Origin of the sequence: Gordonia sp. IEGM753 (genome assembly GCF_050321825.1) — a bacterium.
In the GTDB taxonomy this organism is placed as follows: Bacteria; Pseudomonadota; Gammaproteobacteria; order Pseudomonadales; family Pseudomonadaceae; genus Aquipseudomonas.
Map to the genome: position 1 here is coordinate 1,661,058 of NZ_JBNQGB010000001.1, position 17,830 is coordinate 1,678,887.

Consider the following 17,830-nt stretch of genomic DNA (forward strand, 5'->3'; position numbering starts at 1 on the left):
AAACACCTGCGACACGCCCCGGGCAATGACGGTAGATGGTTTCACCCTTCAGCCGCTCGGCCAGGCGCGCCCATCATTGATCGAGCAGGCTGCTGACCCGCGCCGGTCTACCGCGACCCAACTCCAAACGCACGCGCTCCACAGTCGGCCGTTCGCCACGGGCCAACACGGCGTCGGCGGCGGCAAACACGTCGTTTTCCGGCCCCCTGCTGCCATGGTTTATCTCCGGCTATATTAGGTCTGATAATGGAATGTTATCCGCCGTTAATTCCGAAGACGGAAATTTCAGTCCGATGAACTTACTCAATAACACCGATCAGTTAGCGCTGGTCGACGCAACGCCCTTCGACCCGCATGTTCTGGCGCTAAACGCCCAGGAAGCCGCAGCAGCGTTTCTCGCTGCGGGCACGGCGACCAACACCGTGCGCAGCTACCGCGGCGCCCTCACCTACTTGTCGGCCTGGCTGCAGTTGCGTTACGGTCAGGCGCTCGGGGGTGCGCCCTTGCCGGCCACGGTAGCGATTCAGTTCGTCCTTGATCATTTAGCCCGGCCGCTGAGCAACGGTACCTGGGCGCACCTGCTGCCGCCGGCGATCGACGCGGCGCTGGTCGCCGCCCGGGTCAAGGGGGAACTGGGGGCGCTGCTCGCCACCTGCAGTGACGGCGTTCGCGGTGTGCGCGGTGTGCGTGATCGCGCCCTGCTCTTGCTGGCCTGGAGTGGTGGCGGTCGGCGGCGCTCGGAAGTGGTGGGCCAGCAAGTGGACGATGTACGCCGCTTGGATGCCGACACCTGACTGTACTCTCTGGGAACGACCAAGACCGCCACCGGCGGCGTGCGCCGTGAGAAGCCATTGCGGGGACCTGCAGCACAGGCCCTGAGCGCCTGGCTGGCGGCCGCTCCCGACCACATAGGGCCCGCTGTTTCGTCGGCTGTATAAAGGCAACAAGGTTGGAGCCGCGCCCCTATCAGCGGATCAAGTGGCGCGCATCGTTCAGCGCCGGGCGAAATTAGCCGGACTGGAGGGGGATTGGGCAGCGCACAGTTTGCCTTCGGGCTTTGTTACTGAGGCTGGCCGGCAGGGCGTGCCGCTAGGAGAGGTCATGGCCATGACCGAACATCGCAGTGTGATCTCAGTGATGGGTTACTTTGAAGCTGGCGCACTGCTAAACAGCCAAGCAACAAGGCTCCTTCCGTAAGGGCATCAGTTCCACTGAACGATGAATACAGCACGGACTACCCTCATGCCAACTTAGGCAAAATACTGACATGACCTGGGCGTGCATCCGAGGTGAGTCTGTACCGTGCCCCCCCGCTCAAACTCGTAGATTTTGACATACACTTGATAGTGACTACGATTTAAGAGAAATCTTGGAGAGAGCTAACAAGTATGAATGGCGATAGAGGTGATAAATCAATCTCTGAACAGACCTTCATAAACGAGGTATTTATTAAAGACCGCCAAGCGCCTAAGGGCAAACCTTCTCACTCGGCATATTCCAACCTCAATACGGTCAGATCCTACAAAAATGCCGTAGATCACTATCGCTTCACCTATGGGAAGCAGCTGCCTACCTCCGCAGCGGCAATAATAGAATATTTGTCGGTATCCAGAGATTCGTTCTCGCCTGGCACGCTTAAGATCCAATTGTCTGCTCTCTCTGACTGGCATAGCAGCCAAGGCTTCGCGGACCCCACCAAGGATGAGGACGTCCGTGAGTTCATGGACCACATCAAAAGAACTAGCGGTCACGTTCCCCGCCGCCGGCTGGCGGTGACGTTTAATGACTTCACATTAATGGACGATTGTCTTGATGAGGATGCACACGATGAGCATAGCGAATTGTTCCTCACCCCCACCGGCGAACAATTAAGGTCTCTACGTGACCGAGTGATCCTGCTCCTAGGTTATTGGTGCTCGCTTTCAGCCAAGCAGATCGTCGGCTTGGAGATAAACGACCTGGAGATTTCAAGCGCCCGAGGTATGCTGGTCAATCTCTCACCCGCCACTAATCATCGAGCTAAAATGTTAGTTCCCTATCTGAAGCTTCATTGCCCAGTGAAAGCGACCGAAGAGTGGATAGCCGCAATATTTTCTAATGAGGGGCCTCTATTGCGTCCAATAAATAGGTGGGGAGAGATCAAGAATGAGAAACTCCATTCACAAACAATTAATCTTATTCTTGATACAGTTGCGAATAACGCAGGTGTGATCGCTCGGATCACCAGTACAGGTTTGAGTAATGGATTAACTGGTAACGAAGAGGCTGGAGGCTGGGACCGAGAATCGATTCTCGCGCATGTCGGGTGGCACGGTTACCCAGGCCGGCATGTAATGTCTATACGGTAGAGCGCTGAGCTCGCCGCAAGCATTATGAATCGAGGGAAAATTTTCGGCATAGCATACGAAGTTCAATGGGATATTTTGACATTTGCTTGAAAAACCAGCTTTTAATTCCCAGTTCGGGGACGCCAGCTAGCGCTGCATATAACAGACCCTTATCCCCAGGAACCAACATACCCATTTCGGCAAATAATTGACTGGCACGCAACCAGCGTGCTTGTGATCCTGGCAGCTCTAGTAAAAAAGCGCTCAATGCCATCGCTAACAAACGAGGATAAGGTTCAACCACCTGCGCAATTCCAGACAAGGCCACCGAAGCATCACCAGATAACTGGCGAGGAATTGAGAAATTCCGCCCTGTAATTTTTTTTACTAACTGATAGCAAAAGGGGGTGGCCTCTGTCCTTCGCACATGACTTCGCAGCATTACACTCATCAAATCATAGATGAGAGCCAATTCACCGCTCGATATAGAGGGCTTATACATAATGAGTTGTTGAATTCTCAATTGCATTATAAAAGCAAGACCATCAATTTCTTTGGCTAATTCTCTAATTGGCCTGCCGATAGGCAACTTTGATGAAAGAGGATGCTCATTGGACTGGTGGCTCTGCGGACTTAGATACCCATGTTCGATCAAAAACTTGCAAGCCTTTTCGGCCCGGTATTTCGTGCTGCCAACGCGATGCTCTGTACCCAATGAACACAATATGCATCGGTGCTTAACACAAATGACATACCACCCCAATGACCATTGTTCTCGCCAAACGGCAGTTTTCTTCGTTTTAAGGTCATCTTTCACACAAGCAGGGCAGAAATTAATCCGTTCCGATGACGGAATAAGCATAAAGAAAGTCGCGGGCTTCTTATGTAAACTTAGATCAGGAGGAATGTAAGGCAACATCGAAACTAAACCACTGAAATCTTGATCGGAATAATAGTCGGCGTCGCTATCGGCCCGAGCATCCAAGTACCCTCGCATGCCGCAGAAAAACTGGCCTTCCCCGCCAAGAGACGCGTAAAATAACTGTCTTTCTAACCAAGAGGATATAGTTTCATCGCCGAGTGTCTCATTCACTACCTAGTCCTTCCTCGCTACCGGCATCTCCCGCCCTTTTTTTATTAAGTCTAGATCAATTTCCTCACGCCCTTCAAGCACTGCCCACGAGGCGGCGTTACAAAGCATCTTCACAATGGCATCAAGTACCCCATCTGATTCGCTCACTAAGTACTTTACGATCGCCGGCTTATCCACATCAGAGGGCGATTTCAGAGGAAATGTCATGGTGTAGGTCGCTATGAAAGATCGTAATACTTGCTCATCCCGCCAAGGCGTTAATTCAATTCTAGAAAATCGCCTTGCAAATTGTCGATCTGAGTTGATCGCCTCATTACATTCATGAGTACCAATTGCAATGACTATAAGGTAGTAAGGGGCACCCGATAGCTCCTTGATAAGCTTCATATTTCGGCTTAGATCAGATCGATTGGCGTGCAGCATATCGTTGACTTCATCCAACACAATGCCCCTAATATCCCTGGAAACGATCGCCGCGGAAAGTTTCTCATCGTCGATTCGACTAGTCCTATACATGTTGCCCGTGACCGCGCCAATAAGGTCATCACTAAAAATTCGATGGCCTGCGGCATGCTTCGCCCTGATAGTCATGGACGCCAGCGTTGCGCCAGAGTTACGTCCGAAACCGTACAAACTCAATATTCTTTGATAAAGAGCACTTTTGCCCATCCCTCCCCCAGAATGGACCAACAAGCAAGGTGATTGGTGCTTTATAGGTAGCTGCAGCATGTATTTCACATGCCCCAAGATTTTTGCAGCGAGTGGGTATTCAACCCAAATATCTTCGTTAATTGCCCGGATGCGCACAGCTTCCTCAGCATCGACAATACTCCGACGACTTGGGATGACATGCGAATAGTGCTCCGACTCGCTCATTTAACACCTCATGTGTCCACGGGAAATATGCGGGGTGGGGATTCGTAGTCATCATCGTCAATGTTCACGGTAGCAACAGACATTTCGAATACCCCAGCGACACGGTCAAAACCAGTGGTGTTTTCGCGATGTTCCCTCTTTTTTTGGGCTTGCTTGGTTAACGCTTTTGAGTTTTCGACCAATGCCCTATTTTTTTGTATCATTAAAAAAGCCTCTTCAGAGGTCACCTTGGCCATACCCGGTCTATCTCTTTTAACTTCCCTTTTGGCCGCTCGATACTCTTCAATACTCACGTCAGGTCGGGTAATGTCGCTGTACGGCACCTGTATATAGCGCTCCCCTGAAGGGTTAACCCATATATGTCGCAGTGAATTAGGATTATATTTGACTGACCACTTTTTACTCGATATGTAAGGAGCTAATGAAGGTGACCAATACATGATATCCCAAAGTTGGATACCTTGACGGCTTATCACTCGCTTTTCTTCCGGTAGAAAATCAATAAAAAAGTCTTGCGGGTTCGCGAGCAACGCCGGATGTGATAACTTTCCAGCCTCTGTTGTCCAGTCTTCAATCCACTTTTCATGGGGCGTCATGCCGTCCAACATACGATGCTTACTGTGGTGGTAAGACTGAATCGCGCGCGCGAACCATAATCTGAACTCGGAAAATGTAAGACAGGCTTGCCCTTCACTGTCATAATCCCCTCTTAACACCACATTGGAAAGTGTTGTTCCAGGAAGAAAGTGAATATAACTCATGGCTAAAGTTCCATTTAGCCGCTCAATATGTCCTCCCCACCAAGGTTTACCAATTGGCCGCCAAGCTAAATGTATATTATTTTTTTTTGAGGCAATCCTAAATGAAGGTGACTTAAACTCCTTTGCATTATCCATGGCAATTTCTTCTGGCTTTCCGTAATACGGATACTTAATATCTTCATCCCCAAGTGCTTCAATCCACTTTCCTTTAGGAAATACAGCGTGACTGATTGCCATTGCAACGTTATAAGACCCTGGGGCATTTAGCGATAAATAGTAACCAGGCACGACTCGGTTATGCACATCAATAATCAACGTGGCCCAAGGACGGCATAGCGGCTTGCGGTTTTTTTCATCCACGATGATGCAATCTATAACACAGTGATCCATCTGCCACTTTGCAAGTGCCCTTGGCGAGTCGTTATGCTTGGGCCGGGCTGAGTACTTATCATTCGCTCGCTTCACTCCGATACTTAACTTCGCCAACATTGATTCGGGAAGTTCTTTCAATCTTTTTTGAACGGTTCCATAAGAGGGGGGAGAGACACCAGCCGCCCGACACATTTCTTCAGCCCTTAGATGAACTCCCTTGATCGTACTGCCTGGGCCCTTCCATTCGTGCTCGATAGCGAAATTTATGATAACTTCTATATTGCGAGCGATAAATTTGGAACCTGCCTTCCTCCCTTTTTTGGATCTTAAAAGGCTACTTGGCCCCTCCTCCTCGTTATAATTTCGCACAAGTACATACACACGAGACTCGCTCAACGATAGAGTTGCTTTCAATTTCGCAAATGCCTCATGCTCTTCAGCATGCTGCATATATTCTTTAATCGCTAGATACCGAAACTCAGCCAATTCCCACTCAGCCAATGATGCACCCGACAAATCTTTTTTTGGCTCCTCGATTGATGAAGAACTTAAAGAAATCAGCTCAATCTTTGATAGGTCAGCTTCAGCAAAAACATGCTCCGCTTCGCAGTACAGCTGAACCGAGGTTTCCGTAAGGGAAGCTACGTAGCTCCACACTTTTCCCTCATAGAGAAATCTGTCGTTTTGTTGAATTTTCATAGCTGATTCGAATATTATCTAAATACAATAATTCAAGCAGAATTCTATTTAAATGCAAAAAAAAGATTTTTTCGGATAAACATCATGTGCGCACGAAAAGATAATTCTAAAAATCAACGAGTTACAGATTCTTGACATTAAGTGTTGACGACAAGCAGCTGGTTTGCCTGTTTAGCTTCATTGTCGTGTGAGCTGTTCAATCAACGCTGCATGCTCCGGGAATGCTTCACTGAGTGTGTACCTGTCACCCATTTGCATGTCTGCGAAATCAAACCCCGGTGAAACGGCTTCACTGATCAATCCGTATCCCGTTGTTCCAGCTTCAAGTCGCGAGGCTTTCCACACGCCGGCTGGCACATGGAGCTGCAGGTATTCACCGGCAATTATGTCGCCGCCCATGACGACGGTCTCTAAAGTGCCATCCGGATAAATCAGGCTGTACTGGATGGCATCACCGGCATGGTAGTAATGCACGATGTCAGCTTGATTCAAATGAAACTGGCCAATGGGAGATTCAGTGGTCAACAGGTAGTAAATGGATGTCATCAAATAGCGCGGGCCACCGACTGTTTCGATCAGGGCGCGATGATCGGCTTGGTAGGTTCGACGAAAGTAACCGCCTTCAACATGAGGTTCCAGATTGAGTGTGCTGATTACTTCTTCAGCGCTCGGAGATTTGCGTGGGATCATGTTTTGCGCTCCCTGCCGTCAATGCAGACTGATAAGCCCGTGATATTAAATAGCTATACTAAACATCTATTTAGCGTAGTTAACTATTTATTGGCAACCGTTGTCTTCGAGGCCAAACGTTGATGAACACACCGCGCGCTGTGACAGCTCTTGTTCAAACCCTGATGCTCGAACCCAATGATTGGGTTCCTAACAACCCACGCTTACCGGTCATTATTTACCCCAAAGCGATTGCAATTCAGGATAGCGACCCCGCCGAGCTGTTCGAGAAAACCTTCAACGACAATGGCTGGCCGCCACAATGGCGCTACGGAGTTTACAACTACCATCACTATCATACCGAGGGTCATGAAGTGCTTGGTGTCTTCAGCGGCCAGGCCCGGCTGATGCTTGGGGGGTCAAACGGACATGTTATTGAGGTCAGTTCAGGCGATGTTTTGTTATTGCCTGCTGGCACTGGCCATTGCAATTTAGCCTCCAGCGAAGACTTTCTTGTCGTCGGTGCTTATCCGCCGGGTCAACACGCCGACATCTGTCTCGAGGCACCCACTACAGCCCAATTGGCTAAAATAGTTGCACTACCCTTCCCCGCCCGAGACCCGGTACAGGGTTCGCAGGGCGCCATTCACCAGTATTGGCTCGACACACTACGCAAGAGTTAACGGCAAGCTCGGGGTGTCAGCCTGCAAAATAGCGACTGGGCAGTTGACCCGTAGATTGCTTGAACGCTGTGGTGAACGCACTTGAGCTGCTGTAGCCCAACGCCATCGCGACATGGGTAACCGATCGACCTTTTCCCAATTGAACAACCGCATCGAGCAGGCAGGCTTGTTGGCGCCATTCGATATAACTGATACCGGTATGCAATCGAAAGTGCCGGGTGAAGGTTCGGCGGCTCATTCCCGCTCGCTCGGCCATTTCGTCAATACTCACCTCCAGCGAAGGCTGGGCCAGGAACTCGCGGCACACTCGTGCGAGGCGTGGCTCTGATGGCAATGGAGCATTGAGTGAAAGTGCCGGCATCTCGGCGATCTCGTGCAGCAGCAACTCCATCAGGTGGCCGTCGCGTCCTTGTTTATCGTAACGCGCGGGGGCGTCAATCGCCTTCAACAGCAGTTGCCGCAACAGGACGGAAACGTCGAATACCTGACACTGCTCTGGTAGCCCGTGCCGGCACGCAGCCTGTTTGCGGATATAGGTGTTGTGCAAGGTAACGGGGCCACGCATTTGCATGGCGTGGGGTAAATGCGCGGGTACCCATATCGCGCGTTGCGGCGGAACCACCCAGTTACCTTCATCGGTAAACACCGTGATTACCCCGCTGGCAGCATAAGCGAACTGTCCACGCGGATGGCTGTGTAACGCAAACATCGTTCCGTCCGCATAATCACGTGCGGTCACGACGACATTACGCGGCGTATTTTGGTAGGGAAAAACGTTGATTTCCGGCATGGCCCGATTCTAATGATCATTGGCCTGAGATTGAAAGCGGGCCAATGTATTTTCTCGCATATTGCTCCAGACCTGAGCATTGACGCTCTGCCATTTGGGGGAAAACCGAACATGCAAAGCCGACACCTGCTATTGGCGGTCCTGGTAACCGCCGTCTGGGGGTTGAATTTCCCGGTGACCAAACTCGGACTCTCCGAGATAGACCCTCTGTTGTTGACTGCGTTGCGTTTCACGCTGACCGCTTTGCCTTGGGTTTTTTTCGTCGCTCGTCCACGCGTCGCGTTTCATTGGGTGGTCGCGTACGGGCTGATCTTTGGCGTCGCGATGTGGGCTTTGATCAACGTGGGGATTGCGTGGGGCGTGCCACCCGGTAGCGCATCGCTGCTGCTTCAGTTCAGCGCATTTTTCACTTTGGGTTGGGGTGTACTTTTTTTCAAGGAGCGCTTGGGAGCGGCACAGTTACTGGGCAGTTTGCTGGGTGTGATCGGGTTGGCCGGCATCGTGCTGAATAGCCCGGGGGATGTGCCGAGGGCAGGTTTTGCACTCGTGCTTTGCAGCGCAGTGGCATGGAGCATCGGTAACATCATCATCAAAGTCTCCCGGGTCCGCGAGATCTTCGCCTTCGTGGTATGGGCCAGTTTGTTTGCGCCCATCCCACTACTGACGCTCACCTGGCTGTGGCATGGCTCGGCACCGTTCAACGCGCTGCCGTCGCAGCTCAATGCGATGACGCTATTTTCACTCGTATTTCAGGTCTACGCGGCGACCCACTTCAGTTATTGGGGGTGGAATTTTTTGTTGCGCGAATACCCGGTGTCACGGGTGGCGCCACTGTCGCTGTTGATACCCGTGTTTGGCATCACCAGTTCCATGATTATCCTGGGCCTACGCCCAAGCCTTTTGGATGGAGCTTTTATGTTGCTGATTCTATTTGCGCTGGCCTTGGGCGCAGGAAAAGTTCGCGTATCGATGCCCTGGCGAAAGCGGTGTTTATCTGTGCGCTAAACACCGGTCTCACGCAGGCCAACACGCTGGCAACCCGTCGACCGAAGGCCGTGGGACGTTGCAACATCATCAGGTGTGGTGACGGCCACACGCTCACGCCTGATCCATTGCCTCGACCACGCCCTGATCTTCACCCAGAAAACCGCCGCTTTGATGCTGCCACAGCCGCGCATAGATACCGTTCTTCGCGAGCAATTCGCTGTGGGTGCCCTGTTCGACGATGCGTCCGTCATCCATAACGATGAGTCGGTCCATGGCCGCAATCGTAGACAGCCGATGGGCGATGGCGATCACGGTCTTGCCCTGCATCATGTCATCGAGGCTTTCCTGGATCGCCACTTCGACTTCCGAGTCCAGCGCGCTGGTGGCCTCGTCAAGCAGCAGGATCGGAGCGTTCTTGAGCATCACCCGGGCAATCGCGACGCGTTGGCGTTGACCGCCCGACAGCTTGATGCCGCGCTCACCGACCAGTGTGTCGTAACCGCTATGGCCTTGCCGATCGCTCAGTTGGCTAATGAACTCATCGGCCTGGGCACTGGCCGCCGCGTCGCGGATTTGCGCGTCGCTCGCATCGGGACGGCCGTAGGCAATGTTGTCGCGAATGGAACGGTGCAGTAGCGAGGTATCCTGCGTGACCATGCCGATGGCAGCGCGCAGGCTGTCTTGCGTCACGTGCGCGATGTTTTGGCCGTCGATGCGAATCGCGCCGCTGTCCACGTCATAGAAGCGCAGCAGCAAGTTGATCAGCGTGGATTTGCCGGCGCCAGAGCGACCCACCAGGCCGATTTTTTCGCCTGGCCGGATGCTCAGGCTCAGGCCATCGAGCACCTGGCGTTCGCCGTTGTAGTTGAACCTCACATTATCGAACGTGACCGCGCCGCCGGAAGTCGCTAACACGCCCGCACCCGGAGCATCCTGCACCTTGGCGCCTTGGGTCAGCGTCGCCATGCCATCCTGGACGGTGCCGATGCTCTCGAACAGCGAGGTCATTTGCCACATGATCCAGTGCGACATGCCATTGATGCGCAACGCCATGGCGGTGATCGCTGCCACTGCCCCAGCGCCGACCTCGCCCTGGTGCCACAGCCACAGAGCATAACCACCTGCGGCCATGATCAACGCCACCACCAATGCCTGATTGACGATTTCGAACTGGCTGACCAGGCGCATCTGACGAAAGCCGGTTTGCTTGAAATCTTCCATGGCCGCACGCGCAAAGTGCGCTTCACGATTGGAGTGGGAGAACAGCTTTACCGTCGTGATGTTGGTGTAGGCGTCCGAGATCCGCCCGGTCATCATCGACCGCGCATTGGCCTGTTCCTGGCCGACCTTTCCCAAGCGAGGCACGAAGTACAGCATCGCCAGCCCGAACAACACGACCCAGGCAATGAAAGGCAGCATCAGTTTCAGAGCGAAGCCGCCGGCCAGTGCGATGATCGCGATGAAATACACCCCGATACCGGGGGCGATTTCGATCAAGGTGAAGAGCATGTCGCGCACCGCTAACGCGGTTTGCATCACCTTGGTAGTGACCCGGCCGGAGAACTCATCGGAAAAAAACGAAAGGCTTTGCCGCAGCATCAGGCGATGGAAATCCCAGCGCAGCCGCAATGGCAAGTTAATCGCCAATATCTGGTGTTGCACCATGGTACGCAACGCGACCAGCCCGACGCTGGTGACCATGACGATGCCCATGCCCCACAGCACGCGACGCTCCTGCGCAGCCGCTTCGCCGCCAGCCTGCCAGGTCGAGAGCAGGTCCACGACCTGCCCAAGAAAGGAAAAAAGCCAGGCTTCGTAAATCGAAACAGTGGCGCTCAGCAGTGCCAGCGCAAGGATGTAACCGCGGGCGCCTCGCGTGCAGGCCCACAGGAAACGAGCCAGGCCAGTGGGTGGCGGCGGTACCTCGTCAGGAGGAAAAGGGTCGAGCCTTCGTTCAAATCCACGAAGCATGGTGGTCTCCAAAACGATAAAGTTGAGGAGATTCTGCCATTGAACGGTTGCCTTGAGGGATTTGCGAAGCCAGAGGCACAGGCCTCACTCCGCCAAATTACGCAGTTTCGCCAACTCGGCGGCGGCCATTGGAATACCGTGTTGCAGGGCCTTGGCACGGCTGCGGTAACGGCGCGCGCCCGGCAGTCGTTCCAGCCCTGCTGCCTGCATTTGCTGCACCAGCTCATGACTGCGACTGGCGAAGCGCCCTCCTCCGGATTTGCTTGGATCGATCACGATCAGCAATTGGCCGGTCCAGGGCGTTTGCGCACCTGGGTGCCGGGACCAATCGAACTCGAAAGAGAAGTTGCCGCCGGTCAATGCCGCCGCCAGCAGCTCGACCATCATCGACAGCGCCGAGCCCTTGTGTCCACCAAACGGCAGCAAGGCGCCGCCGTTGAGAATCGCCTTGGGGTCACAGGTTGGCAGGCCGCTGCTGTCAACGCCGATGCCCGGCGGCAACTGCTCGCCCTTACGTGCGGCGATCTGCACATCGCCGTGGGACATGGCGCTGGTGGCCAGATCAAACACGATCGGGTCGGCGTCAGCGCATGGTGCGGCAAAGGCAATCGGGTTGGTGCCGAACAGAGGGCGCTGGGCGCCATGGGGCACCACGCAGGTCATGCTGTTGACCACGCTCAGGGCCACGAGGCCCTCTTCGGCGAAGGGTTCGACGTCTGGCCATAACGCGGCGAAGTGGTGGGAATTGCGGATCGCCAGCACGGCAATTCCGGCAGCGCGGGCCTTTTCGATCAACAATGCGCGCGCCGCATTCAGCGCGGGCTGGGCAAACCCGTTGGCCGCATCCACGGCGACAAAACCGCTGGCCACATCCTCCACCACCGGCACTGCCTGGCCGTCGACCCAACCGCTGGCCATGGACGCCAGATAACCGGGAATGCGAAACACCCCATGGCTGTGGGCACCATCGCGTTGCGCTCGGGCGCAATTGTCGGCCAGCACCTTTGCAACCTCGGCGCTGGTGCCGTGGCGCAGGAAGATGCGCTGCAGCAACCGGGTCAATTCGCTCGGCTCAAGGTGCTCGACTTCGGGGTGAACGGGGGTCGCTTCGGACATCGCAGGCTCCGGTGGAGTTGTTGTTGGAATTGGCCTGACTATCGCGTCACGCTAGTTATCTGTCAAATATTGACTTAATGACAGAAAACATTCATTTTCCATTTCACGCGCTGTCCCACCACAGGAATTCGCTTTGAGCCAGCCCATCAAACAACGACTTGAAAGCAGTCTGTCGAGCGCCACCGCTTCGGGCCGGGCCATTGCCAGCTACATGCTGGCCAATCTTTACGAGCTACCGTTCCAGACCGCTGCTGATATCGCCACCACACTTGGCGTCAGCGAATCCAGCGTCGGGCGTTTCTGCCGCGCCATCGGTTACAGCCACTTCAAAGACCTGAAGAATGACCTGAAAATTGACCTCGGCGACGGCCCATGGCTGGTCGGCGATCGCTTGCAGGAATTCCGCCAGCAGCCGAACCAGGCACCCCAGGGTTTACCGCGCAGCTTCGAGCTGGAAGTCGGCGCATTAATGAAAGTCTATGAGTACAGCCTGACCCCGGACTGGATGAAGGTGGCGCAGCGCCTGACCACCCGGCGCAAGGTGTTTGTCGCAGGCTTCCAGACCGAGCGCGGTATCGCCGCCTCCATGGTCCATCTGTTGCAGTACTTGCGCGATGACGTGCACTTGGTGGACGGCGCTGCCGGGCACTACGCGGATGTGCTGCTGAGCCCGCCGCAAGATTGCGCGCTGGTGGTGTTCGAGGCCCGGCGTTATTCGCGCCACGCCCTCAACTTGTGCCGTAAGGCCCGAGAAGCCGGCATTGCAGTGACCCTGGTCACCGATACTTTCTGCGATTGGGCCGAGCAGAACGCCGATGAAGTTTTCCGCGTGCCCACCGAGTTCAATCTGTTCTGGGAATCCACCGCCGCCATGCTGTCGCTGGTGCACTTGCTGGTCAACGAGGTGTGCAAGCAACTGGGCCCGGACGTCGAGCGTCGCCTGGAAGCGACCGCCGCCCTGCATAACGATTTCGTAGGTTACACATCCTCCGCCAGACCAAAACAATAATCGAGGTGCTAAATGAAGAATGTCGTTCGCTTTGCCAGTGCATGTGCAATGGTCCTCGCCGGTGCTACCGGTGCCCAGGCTGAAGTGCTGAAGATCGCCACCGAAGGCGCTTACCCTCCCTTCAACTACGTCGACTCCGACAACAAGCTGCACGGCTTTGACGTCGACATCGCCAACGCGCTGTGCGAACGCATGAAGGTCGAATGCAACATTGTCGCTCAGGATTGGGAAGGCATTATTCCGGCGCTGATCGCGAAAAAATACGACGCGGTGGTGGCCTCGATGATTGCCACCGACGAGCGCAAAAAGAAAATCGCCTTTACCAACCACTACTACCGCACCCCGTTGTCAGTGGCCGTGGCCAAGGACTCGGACATCACCGATGCCCAGACAAACTTCAAGGGGCGCACCGTCGGCGCTCAATCTTCCTCGACCCAAGCCATCTACGCCGAAGACCATTACGGCCCGGCCGGTGCCGATGTGAAGTTTTACCCCACCCTGGACGAAGCCAACAGCGACCTCGCTGCCGGTCGTGTCGACGGGGTGATTGCCGACAAATTTCCGTTGCTGGCCTGGGCTGACACCGCCGGCAAGGACTGCTGCAAGATCATCGGTGACGTGCAAGGCACCACGGCCGATGCCGCAATTGCCGTACGCCAGGGTGACGATGCCCTGCGCGAACGTCTGAACAAGGCGCTGGATGAGATCGTTGCCGACGGCACTTACAAGAAGATCTCCAGCCGCTACTTCGCCTTCGATATCTACTGACCGCTCCGGGCCGTATGGCGGCCCGACTCCTTCGAGTACCCAGGCCCTGCGCTCACACTTGAGTGCGGTGCCGGCGTGCAGGCTCAATTTGTCCTGAGGGTTCGAGCATGTTCGAACATCTGTCACTGTTATCGTTCGCCAGCGGCGGCTGGGGTTCGGCCTTGTTGGCCGGGGCTTTTGTCACCATCGCCCTGGCCCTGAGCTGCGTACCCATCGGCCTGCCCCTGGGGTTGGGGATCGCCCTTGCAGCGCGCTCTAAAAAGCGCTGGGTGCGAGCCTTTGCTACCACTTTTTCCACGGTATTTCGCGGCTTGCCCGAGCTGCTGACCCTGCTCATCATTTACTACGGCTGCCAGATCGCTGCGCAAAAACTGCTGGCCGCGATGGGCTACCCCGGCGAAGTGGCGATCAACACCTTCGTCGCCGCAATGATCGCCTTCAGCCTGGTATTCGCCGCGTTCTCCAGCGAGATCTGGCTTGGCGCGTTCAAGACCATCTCCAAGGGGCAGTACGAAGCCGCCTCGGCCTTGAGCCTGTCGCGCCGCACCACGTTCACCAAAGTAGTGTTGCCGCAACTGACGCGCATCGCTTTGCCGGGCCTGTCGAACAACTGGCTGTCACTGCTCAAGGACACCTCGCTGGTGTCGACCATTTCGCTGGTGGACCTGATGCGCCAGACCAACCTGGCCGTCAGCGTGACCAAAGAGCCGATGCTGTTCTACGCGGTTGCCTGCTTCGGCTACCTGTTTTTCTCGGCGTTGTCCGGGCAACTGTTCCGTTTCCTTGAGCAGTACTTCAATCGTCATCAACGGAGCGCGCGCTCATGAGCCTGGATGAATTGCTCAACCTGTTCCTCAGCCCGGAGCTGCTGGACCGTTACGGCGCACGCTTTATCGACGGCTTGCTGGTGACCGGCAAACTGGTGGCGATTTCCTTCAGCCTTGGCGCTGTATTGGGCCTGCTGATCGCCCTCGCCCGCCTGTCCAACAGCCGTTTGCTGCGCAACGTCAGCGGCGCGTATGTGTACTTCTTCCGTGGCTCGCCGCTGCTGGCCCAATTATTCATGCTGTATTACGGCCTGGGCTCGTTCAAAGGCTTCTGGCAGGACGTCGGTTTGTGGTGGTTCTTCCGCGATGCATGGTTCTGCACCTTGCTGGCATTCACCCTGAACACCGCCGCCTACCAAGCCGAAATCCTGCGTGGCAGTTTGCTGTCAGTGGCCGAAGGGCAACGCGAAGCCAAGGCCTTGAGCCTTTCGCGATGGACCAGTTTTCGCAAAGTGATCTTGCCGCAGTCACTGCTGGTGGCCATCGGACCGCTGGGCAATGAACTGATCCTGATGATCAAGGCCAGCGCCATTGCCTCCCTGGTGACCATCTACGATTTGATGGGTGTGACTAAACTGGCCTTCTCCCGCAGCTTCGACTTCCAGATCTACCTGTGGGCCGCGGTGCTGTACCTGGTGATCGTAGAAGTGGTCCGGCGCTGCCTGAAACTGCTCGAAGGTCGCCTCAGCCGTCACCTCAATTGACCGGGCTCTCGATTGTTCGGGCGCTCAATTGACCACATTTCAGCGGGACGCCCTGGCGGCCCGTGCATCAAGGATTGAAATTCATGCATTGCCAAACCATCGTTCTGGGCGCCGGGATCGTCGGCGTCAGCACCGCCCTGCAACTGCAAACACGCGGTCAGCAGGTGATCCTGCTCGACCGCCAGCAACCGGGCAACGGCACCAGCCACGGCAACGCCGGGCTGATCGAACGCGCCAGCGTGATCCCCTACGCCTTCCCTCGGGAAGCCTCGAAACTGCTGCGCTATGGCCTCAACCAGCAATCGGACGTGCGCTACAGCCTCCGCCATCTGCCCAAGGCCGGCCCTTGGCTGCTGCAATACTGGCGCCACTCCGCGCCCAAAAGCCTGGCCCGCGCCACCCGCGCCATGCTGCCGTTGATCGAGCGTTGCGTCAGCGAACACATGGCACTGGCTGAGCCTGCCGGGATGCAGAGCCTGATCCAGGGTGAAGGCTGGATCGAAGCCTTCAACGACACGGCGGCCTTCGCCAAGGCCCAGGCCGACGCCCAGGCGTTGGAAGAGTACGGCCTTAACTACCGAGTGCTCGACCGCCAGCAAATCCATCAATTGGAACCCGGGCTGCACGCCGACGTGGTGGGCGGCCTGCACTGGCTCGACCCCAAAACCGTCACCGATCCTGGCGGCCTGACGCGAGGCTATGCCGAGTTGTTCAAACAGCGTGGCGGGCGCTTTTTGATTGGCGACGCCCTGAGCCTGCGTCAGGTCGATGGCCAGTGGCAGGTCGGCAGCGAGGCGGGCCTAGTCACTGCCGAACAGGCAGTGGTAGCCCTGGGCCCCGAAGCGCGGGGGATTTTTGAGCCGCTGGGCTACAAGATTCCGCTGGCGATCAAGCGCGGTTATCACATGCATTACGCCGCGTTGCCGGGCACACATCTGCAGCATCCGTTGCTCGACCCGTTGGGCGGCTACGTGCTGGCGCCGATGGTCGGCGGCATTCGCCTGACCACAGGCATCGAATTCGCCGACCGCGACGACCCGATCAACGAAATTCAACTGCGCCGCTGCGAAGCATTGGCCCGCACGCTGTATCCGCTCGGTGAACGGGTCGATGCCGAGCCCTGGCTTGGCCGCCGCCCGTGCCTGCCCGACATGTGCCCGGTGATCGGCCCGGCCTCGCGCCACAAAGGCCTGTGGTTCAACTTCGGTCACGCCCACCACGGCCTGACCCTGGGCCCGGTCAGCGGCCGCTTGCTGGCGGAAATGCTCACCGGTTGCATACCGTTCACCGACCCTGCGCCCTACAGCGCCGACCGCTTCCATTGATCGCCGGAGACCTGACCATGCTGAACCAGACTGCCCCGTTGAGCCCCCCGCCGATCGCCGCCAACGACCGCCGCAAAGTGGTGGTGGATATCAGTGGCCTGAACAAATTCTATGGCGCGTTCCACGTGCTGCACGACATCAATCTTCAGGTGCGCGAGGGTGAGCGCATTGTCCTTTGCGGCCCCTCCGGCTCTGGTAAATCGACACTGATTCGCTGCATCAATCGCCTCGAAATTGCAGAGAAAGGCCGGATCCTCATCGACAGCACCGACCTCTCCCAAACCACCCGTGATGCCGCCCGCGTGCGCAGCGAAGTGGGCATGGTGTTCCAGCACTTCAACCTGTTCCCGCACATGAGCGTGCTTGACAACTGCACCCTGGCCCCGATCTCCGTACGCGGCCTGTCGCGCAAAAAAGCTGAAGAACTGGCGCTGAAATTTCTGGCCAAGGTCGGTATCGAGAACCAGGCAAACAAATACCCGAGCCAGCTATCGGGTGGGCAGCAACAACGCGTGGCGATTGCCCGGGCGCTGTGCATGGAGCCTAAAATCATGTTGTTCGACGAACCGACCTCGGCGCTGGACCCGGAGATGGTCAGTGAAGTGCTGGATGTCATGGTCAAGCTTGCAGGCAGTGGCATGACCATGTTGTGTGTGACCCATGAGATGGGCTTCGCTCGTCAAGTGGCGGAGCGGGTGCTGTTTCTCGACGGGGGCAAAATTGTCGAGGATGCGCCGCCGGAAGCGTTCTTTGGAGCGCCCAAAAGTCCTCGCGCGAAGGCGTTTCTTGCGCAGATTGTGCATTGAGGCGGCGCACAGCTATCGGTGGCTACGGCCACCTTAACCCACAGGCG

General features: G+C 55.9%; 19 protein-coding genes. 11 read left to right on the plus strand and 8 right to left on the minus strand.

The annotated features are described in order from the left end of the window. Nucleotides 1-73 precede the first annotated feature (73 nt). Nucleotides 74-190: a DNA-binding protein gene (locus tag ACQR3R_RS07590; protein ID WP_428271378.1), complete on the minus strand. Its 117-nt coding sequence runs from the start codon at nucleotides 188-190 to the stop codon at nucleotides 74-76. A 103-nt stretch (nucleotides 191-293) separates the two neighbouring features. Here ACQR3R_RS07590 and ACQR3R_RS07595 point away from each other — a divergent pair, with 103 nt between their 5' ends. The 3 genes from ACQR3R_RS07595 to ACQR3R_RS07605 all read left to right on the plus strand — a co-directional run bounded on the left by ACQR3R_RS07595 (nucleotide 294) and on the right by ACQR3R_RS07605 (nucleotide 2,348). After that, nucleotides 294-794 carry a hypothetical protein gene (locus tag ACQR3R_RS07595; RefSeq protein ID WP_428271379.1) on the plus strand — a complete coding sequence of 167 codons (501 nt, stop codon included), beginning with the start codon at nucleotides 294-296 and terminating at the stop codon, nucleotides 792-794. 136 nt (nucleotides 795-930) lie between these two features. Continuing rightward, entirely contained in the window at nucleotides 931-1,197 is a 267-nt protein-coding gene (locus ACQR3R_RS07600; RefSeq protein WP_428272601.1) for a tyrosine-type recombinase/integrase, read from the plus strand. A 191-nt stretch (nucleotides 1,198-1,388) separates the two neighbouring features. After that, nucleotides 1,389-2,348, plus strand: coding sequence for a hypothetical protein (locus tag ACQR3R_RS07605; RefSeq protein ID WP_428271380.1), 960 nt, complete (start codon nucleotides 1,389-1,391; stop codon nucleotides 2,346-2,348). Between the two features lie 22 nt (nucleotides 2,349-2,370). Here the strand turns inward: ACQR3R_RS07605 and ACQR3R_RS07610 are convergent, their stop codons facing one another. The 4 genes from ACQR3R_RS07610 to ACQR3R_RS07625 all read right to left on the minus strand — a co-directional run bounded on the left by ACQR3R_RS07610 (nucleotide 2,371) and on the right by ACQR3R_RS07625 (nucleotide 6,818). Further along, on the minus strand, nucleotides 2,371-3,420 hold the full coding sequence (locus ACQR3R_RS07610) for a TniQ family protein (protein WP_428271381.1): 1,050 nt from the start codon (nucleotides 3,418-3,420) through the stop codon (nucleotides 2,371-2,373). A 3-nt stretch (nucleotides 3,421-3,423) separates the two neighbouring features. Beyond that, a complete protein-coding gene (locus ACQR3R_RS07615; RefSeq protein WP_428271382.1) occupies nucleotides 3,424-4,296 on the minus strand; it encodes a TniB family NTP-binding protein in 873 nt (290 codons plus the stop codon). Nucleotides 4,297-4,304: 8 nt separating this feature from the next. After that, nucleotides 4,305-6,128 carry a Mu transposase C-terminal domain-containing protein gene (locus ACQR3R_RS07620; RefSeq protein WP_428271383.1) on the minus strand — a complete coding sequence of 608 codons (1,824 nt, stop codon included), beginning with the start codon at nucleotides 6,126-6,128 and terminating at the stop codon, nucleotides 4,305-4,307. A gap of 177 nt (nucleotides 6,129-6,305) precedes the next feature. Continuing rightward, on the minus strand, nucleotides 6,306-6,818 hold the full coding sequence (locus ACQR3R_RS07625; protein ID WP_428271384.1) for a cupin domain-containing protein: 513 nt from the start codon (nucleotides 6,816-6,818) through the stop codon (nucleotides 6,306-6,308). A gap of 122 nt (nucleotides 6,819-6,940) precedes the next feature. Here ACQR3R_RS07625 and ACQR3R_RS07630 point away from each other — a divergent pair, with 122 nt between their 5' ends. Beyond that, complete coding sequence (locus tag ACQR3R_RS07630; protein WP_428271385.1) at nucleotides 6,941-7,480, plus strand: cupin domain-containing protein; 540 nt, start codon at nucleotides 6,941-6,943, stop codon at nucleotides 7,478-7,480. Between the two features lie 16 nt (nucleotides 7,481-7,496). Here the strand turns inward: ACQR3R_RS07630 and ACQR3R_RS07635 are convergent, their stop codons facing one another. Then, on the minus strand, nucleotides 7,497-8,270 hold the full coding sequence (locus ACQR3R_RS07635) for a helix-turn-helix domain-containing protein (RefSeq protein WP_428271386.1): 774 nt from the start codon (nucleotides 8,268-8,270) through the stop codon (nucleotides 7,497-7,499). A gap of 12 nt (nucleotides 8,271-8,282) precedes the next feature. On the opposite strand from ACQR3R_RS07635, the gene ACQR3R_RS07640 reads away from it, so the two are divergent. Further along, nucleotides 8,283-9,275 (plus strand): EamA family transporter, encoded by a 993-nt coding sequence (locus tag ACQR3R_RS07640; protein WP_428271387.1) that lies wholly within the window; start codon nucleotides 8,283-8,285, stop codon nucleotides 9,273-9,275. Nucleotides 9,276-9,368: 93 nt separating this feature from the next. Here the strand turns inward: ACQR3R_RS07640 and ACQR3R_RS07645 are convergent, their stop codons facing one another. Both ACQR3R_RS07645 and ACQR3R_RS07650 read right to left on the minus strand, forming a co-directional pair. Further along, nucleotides 9,369-11,228 carry an ATP-binding cassette domain-containing protein gene (locus ACQR3R_RS07645; RefSeq protein ID WP_428271388.1) on the minus strand — a complete coding sequence of 620 codons (1,860 nt, stop codon included), beginning with the start codon at nucleotides 11,226-11,228 and terminating at the stop codon, nucleotides 9,369-9,371. Nucleotides 11,229-11,312: 84 nt separating this feature from the next. After that, a complete protein-coding gene (locus ACQR3R_RS07650; protein ID WP_428271389.1) occupies nucleotides 11,313-12,344 on the minus strand; it encodes an Ldh family oxidoreductase in 1,032 nt (343 codons plus the stop codon). 133 nt (nucleotides 12,345-12,477) lie between these two features. On the opposite strand from ACQR3R_RS07650, the gene ACQR3R_RS07655 reads away from it, so the two are divergent. The 6 genes from ACQR3R_RS07655 (at nucleotide 12,478) to ACQR3R_RS07680 (ending at nucleotide 17,783) form a co-directional block, all read left to right on the plus strand. After that, nucleotides 12,478-13,353 (plus strand): SIS domain-containing protein, encoded by an 876-nt coding sequence (locus ACQR3R_RS07655; protein WP_428271390.1) that lies wholly within the window; start codon nucleotides 12,478-12,480, stop codon nucleotides 13,351-13,353. A gap of 12 nt (nucleotides 13,354-13,365) precedes the next feature. After that, nucleotides 13,366-14,121, plus strand: a complete 756-nt coding sequence (locus ACQR3R_RS07660) for a transporter substrate-binding domain-containing protein (RefSeq protein WP_428271391.1) — start codon at nucleotides 13,366-13,368, stop codon at nucleotides 14,119-14,121. Nucleotides 14,122-14,228: 107 nt separating this feature from the next. Next, nucleotides 14,229-14,948, plus strand: a complete 720-nt coding sequence (locus ACQR3R_RS07665) for an ABC transporter permease subunit (protein WP_428271392.1) — start codon at nucleotides 14,229-14,231, stop codon at nucleotides 14,946-14,948. After that, on the plus strand, nucleotides 14,945-15,652 hold the full coding sequence (locus tag ACQR3R_RS07670) for an ABC transporter permease subunit (protein WP_428271393.1): 708 nt from the start codon (nucleotides 14,945-14,947) through the stop codon (nucleotides 15,650-15,652). The genes ACQR3R_RS07665 and ACQR3R_RS07670 overlap by 4 nt, the downstream gene beginning before the upstream one ends. An 83-nt stretch (nucleotides 15,653-15,735) precedes the next feature. After that, nucleotides 15,736-16,977, plus strand: coding sequence for an FAD-dependent oxidoreductase (locus ACQR3R_RS07675; RefSeq protein ID WP_428271394.1), 1,242 nt, complete (start codon nucleotides 15,736-15,738; stop codon nucleotides 16,975-16,977). A 17-nt stretch (nucleotides 16,978-16,994) separates the two neighbouring features. Then, a complete protein-coding gene (locus ACQR3R_RS07680; protein ID WP_428271395.1) occupies nucleotides 16,995-17,783 on the plus strand; it encodes an ATP-binding cassette domain-containing protein in 789 nt (262 codons plus the stop codon). The last annotated feature ends 47 nt before the right edge of the window (nucleotides 17,784-17,830 follow it).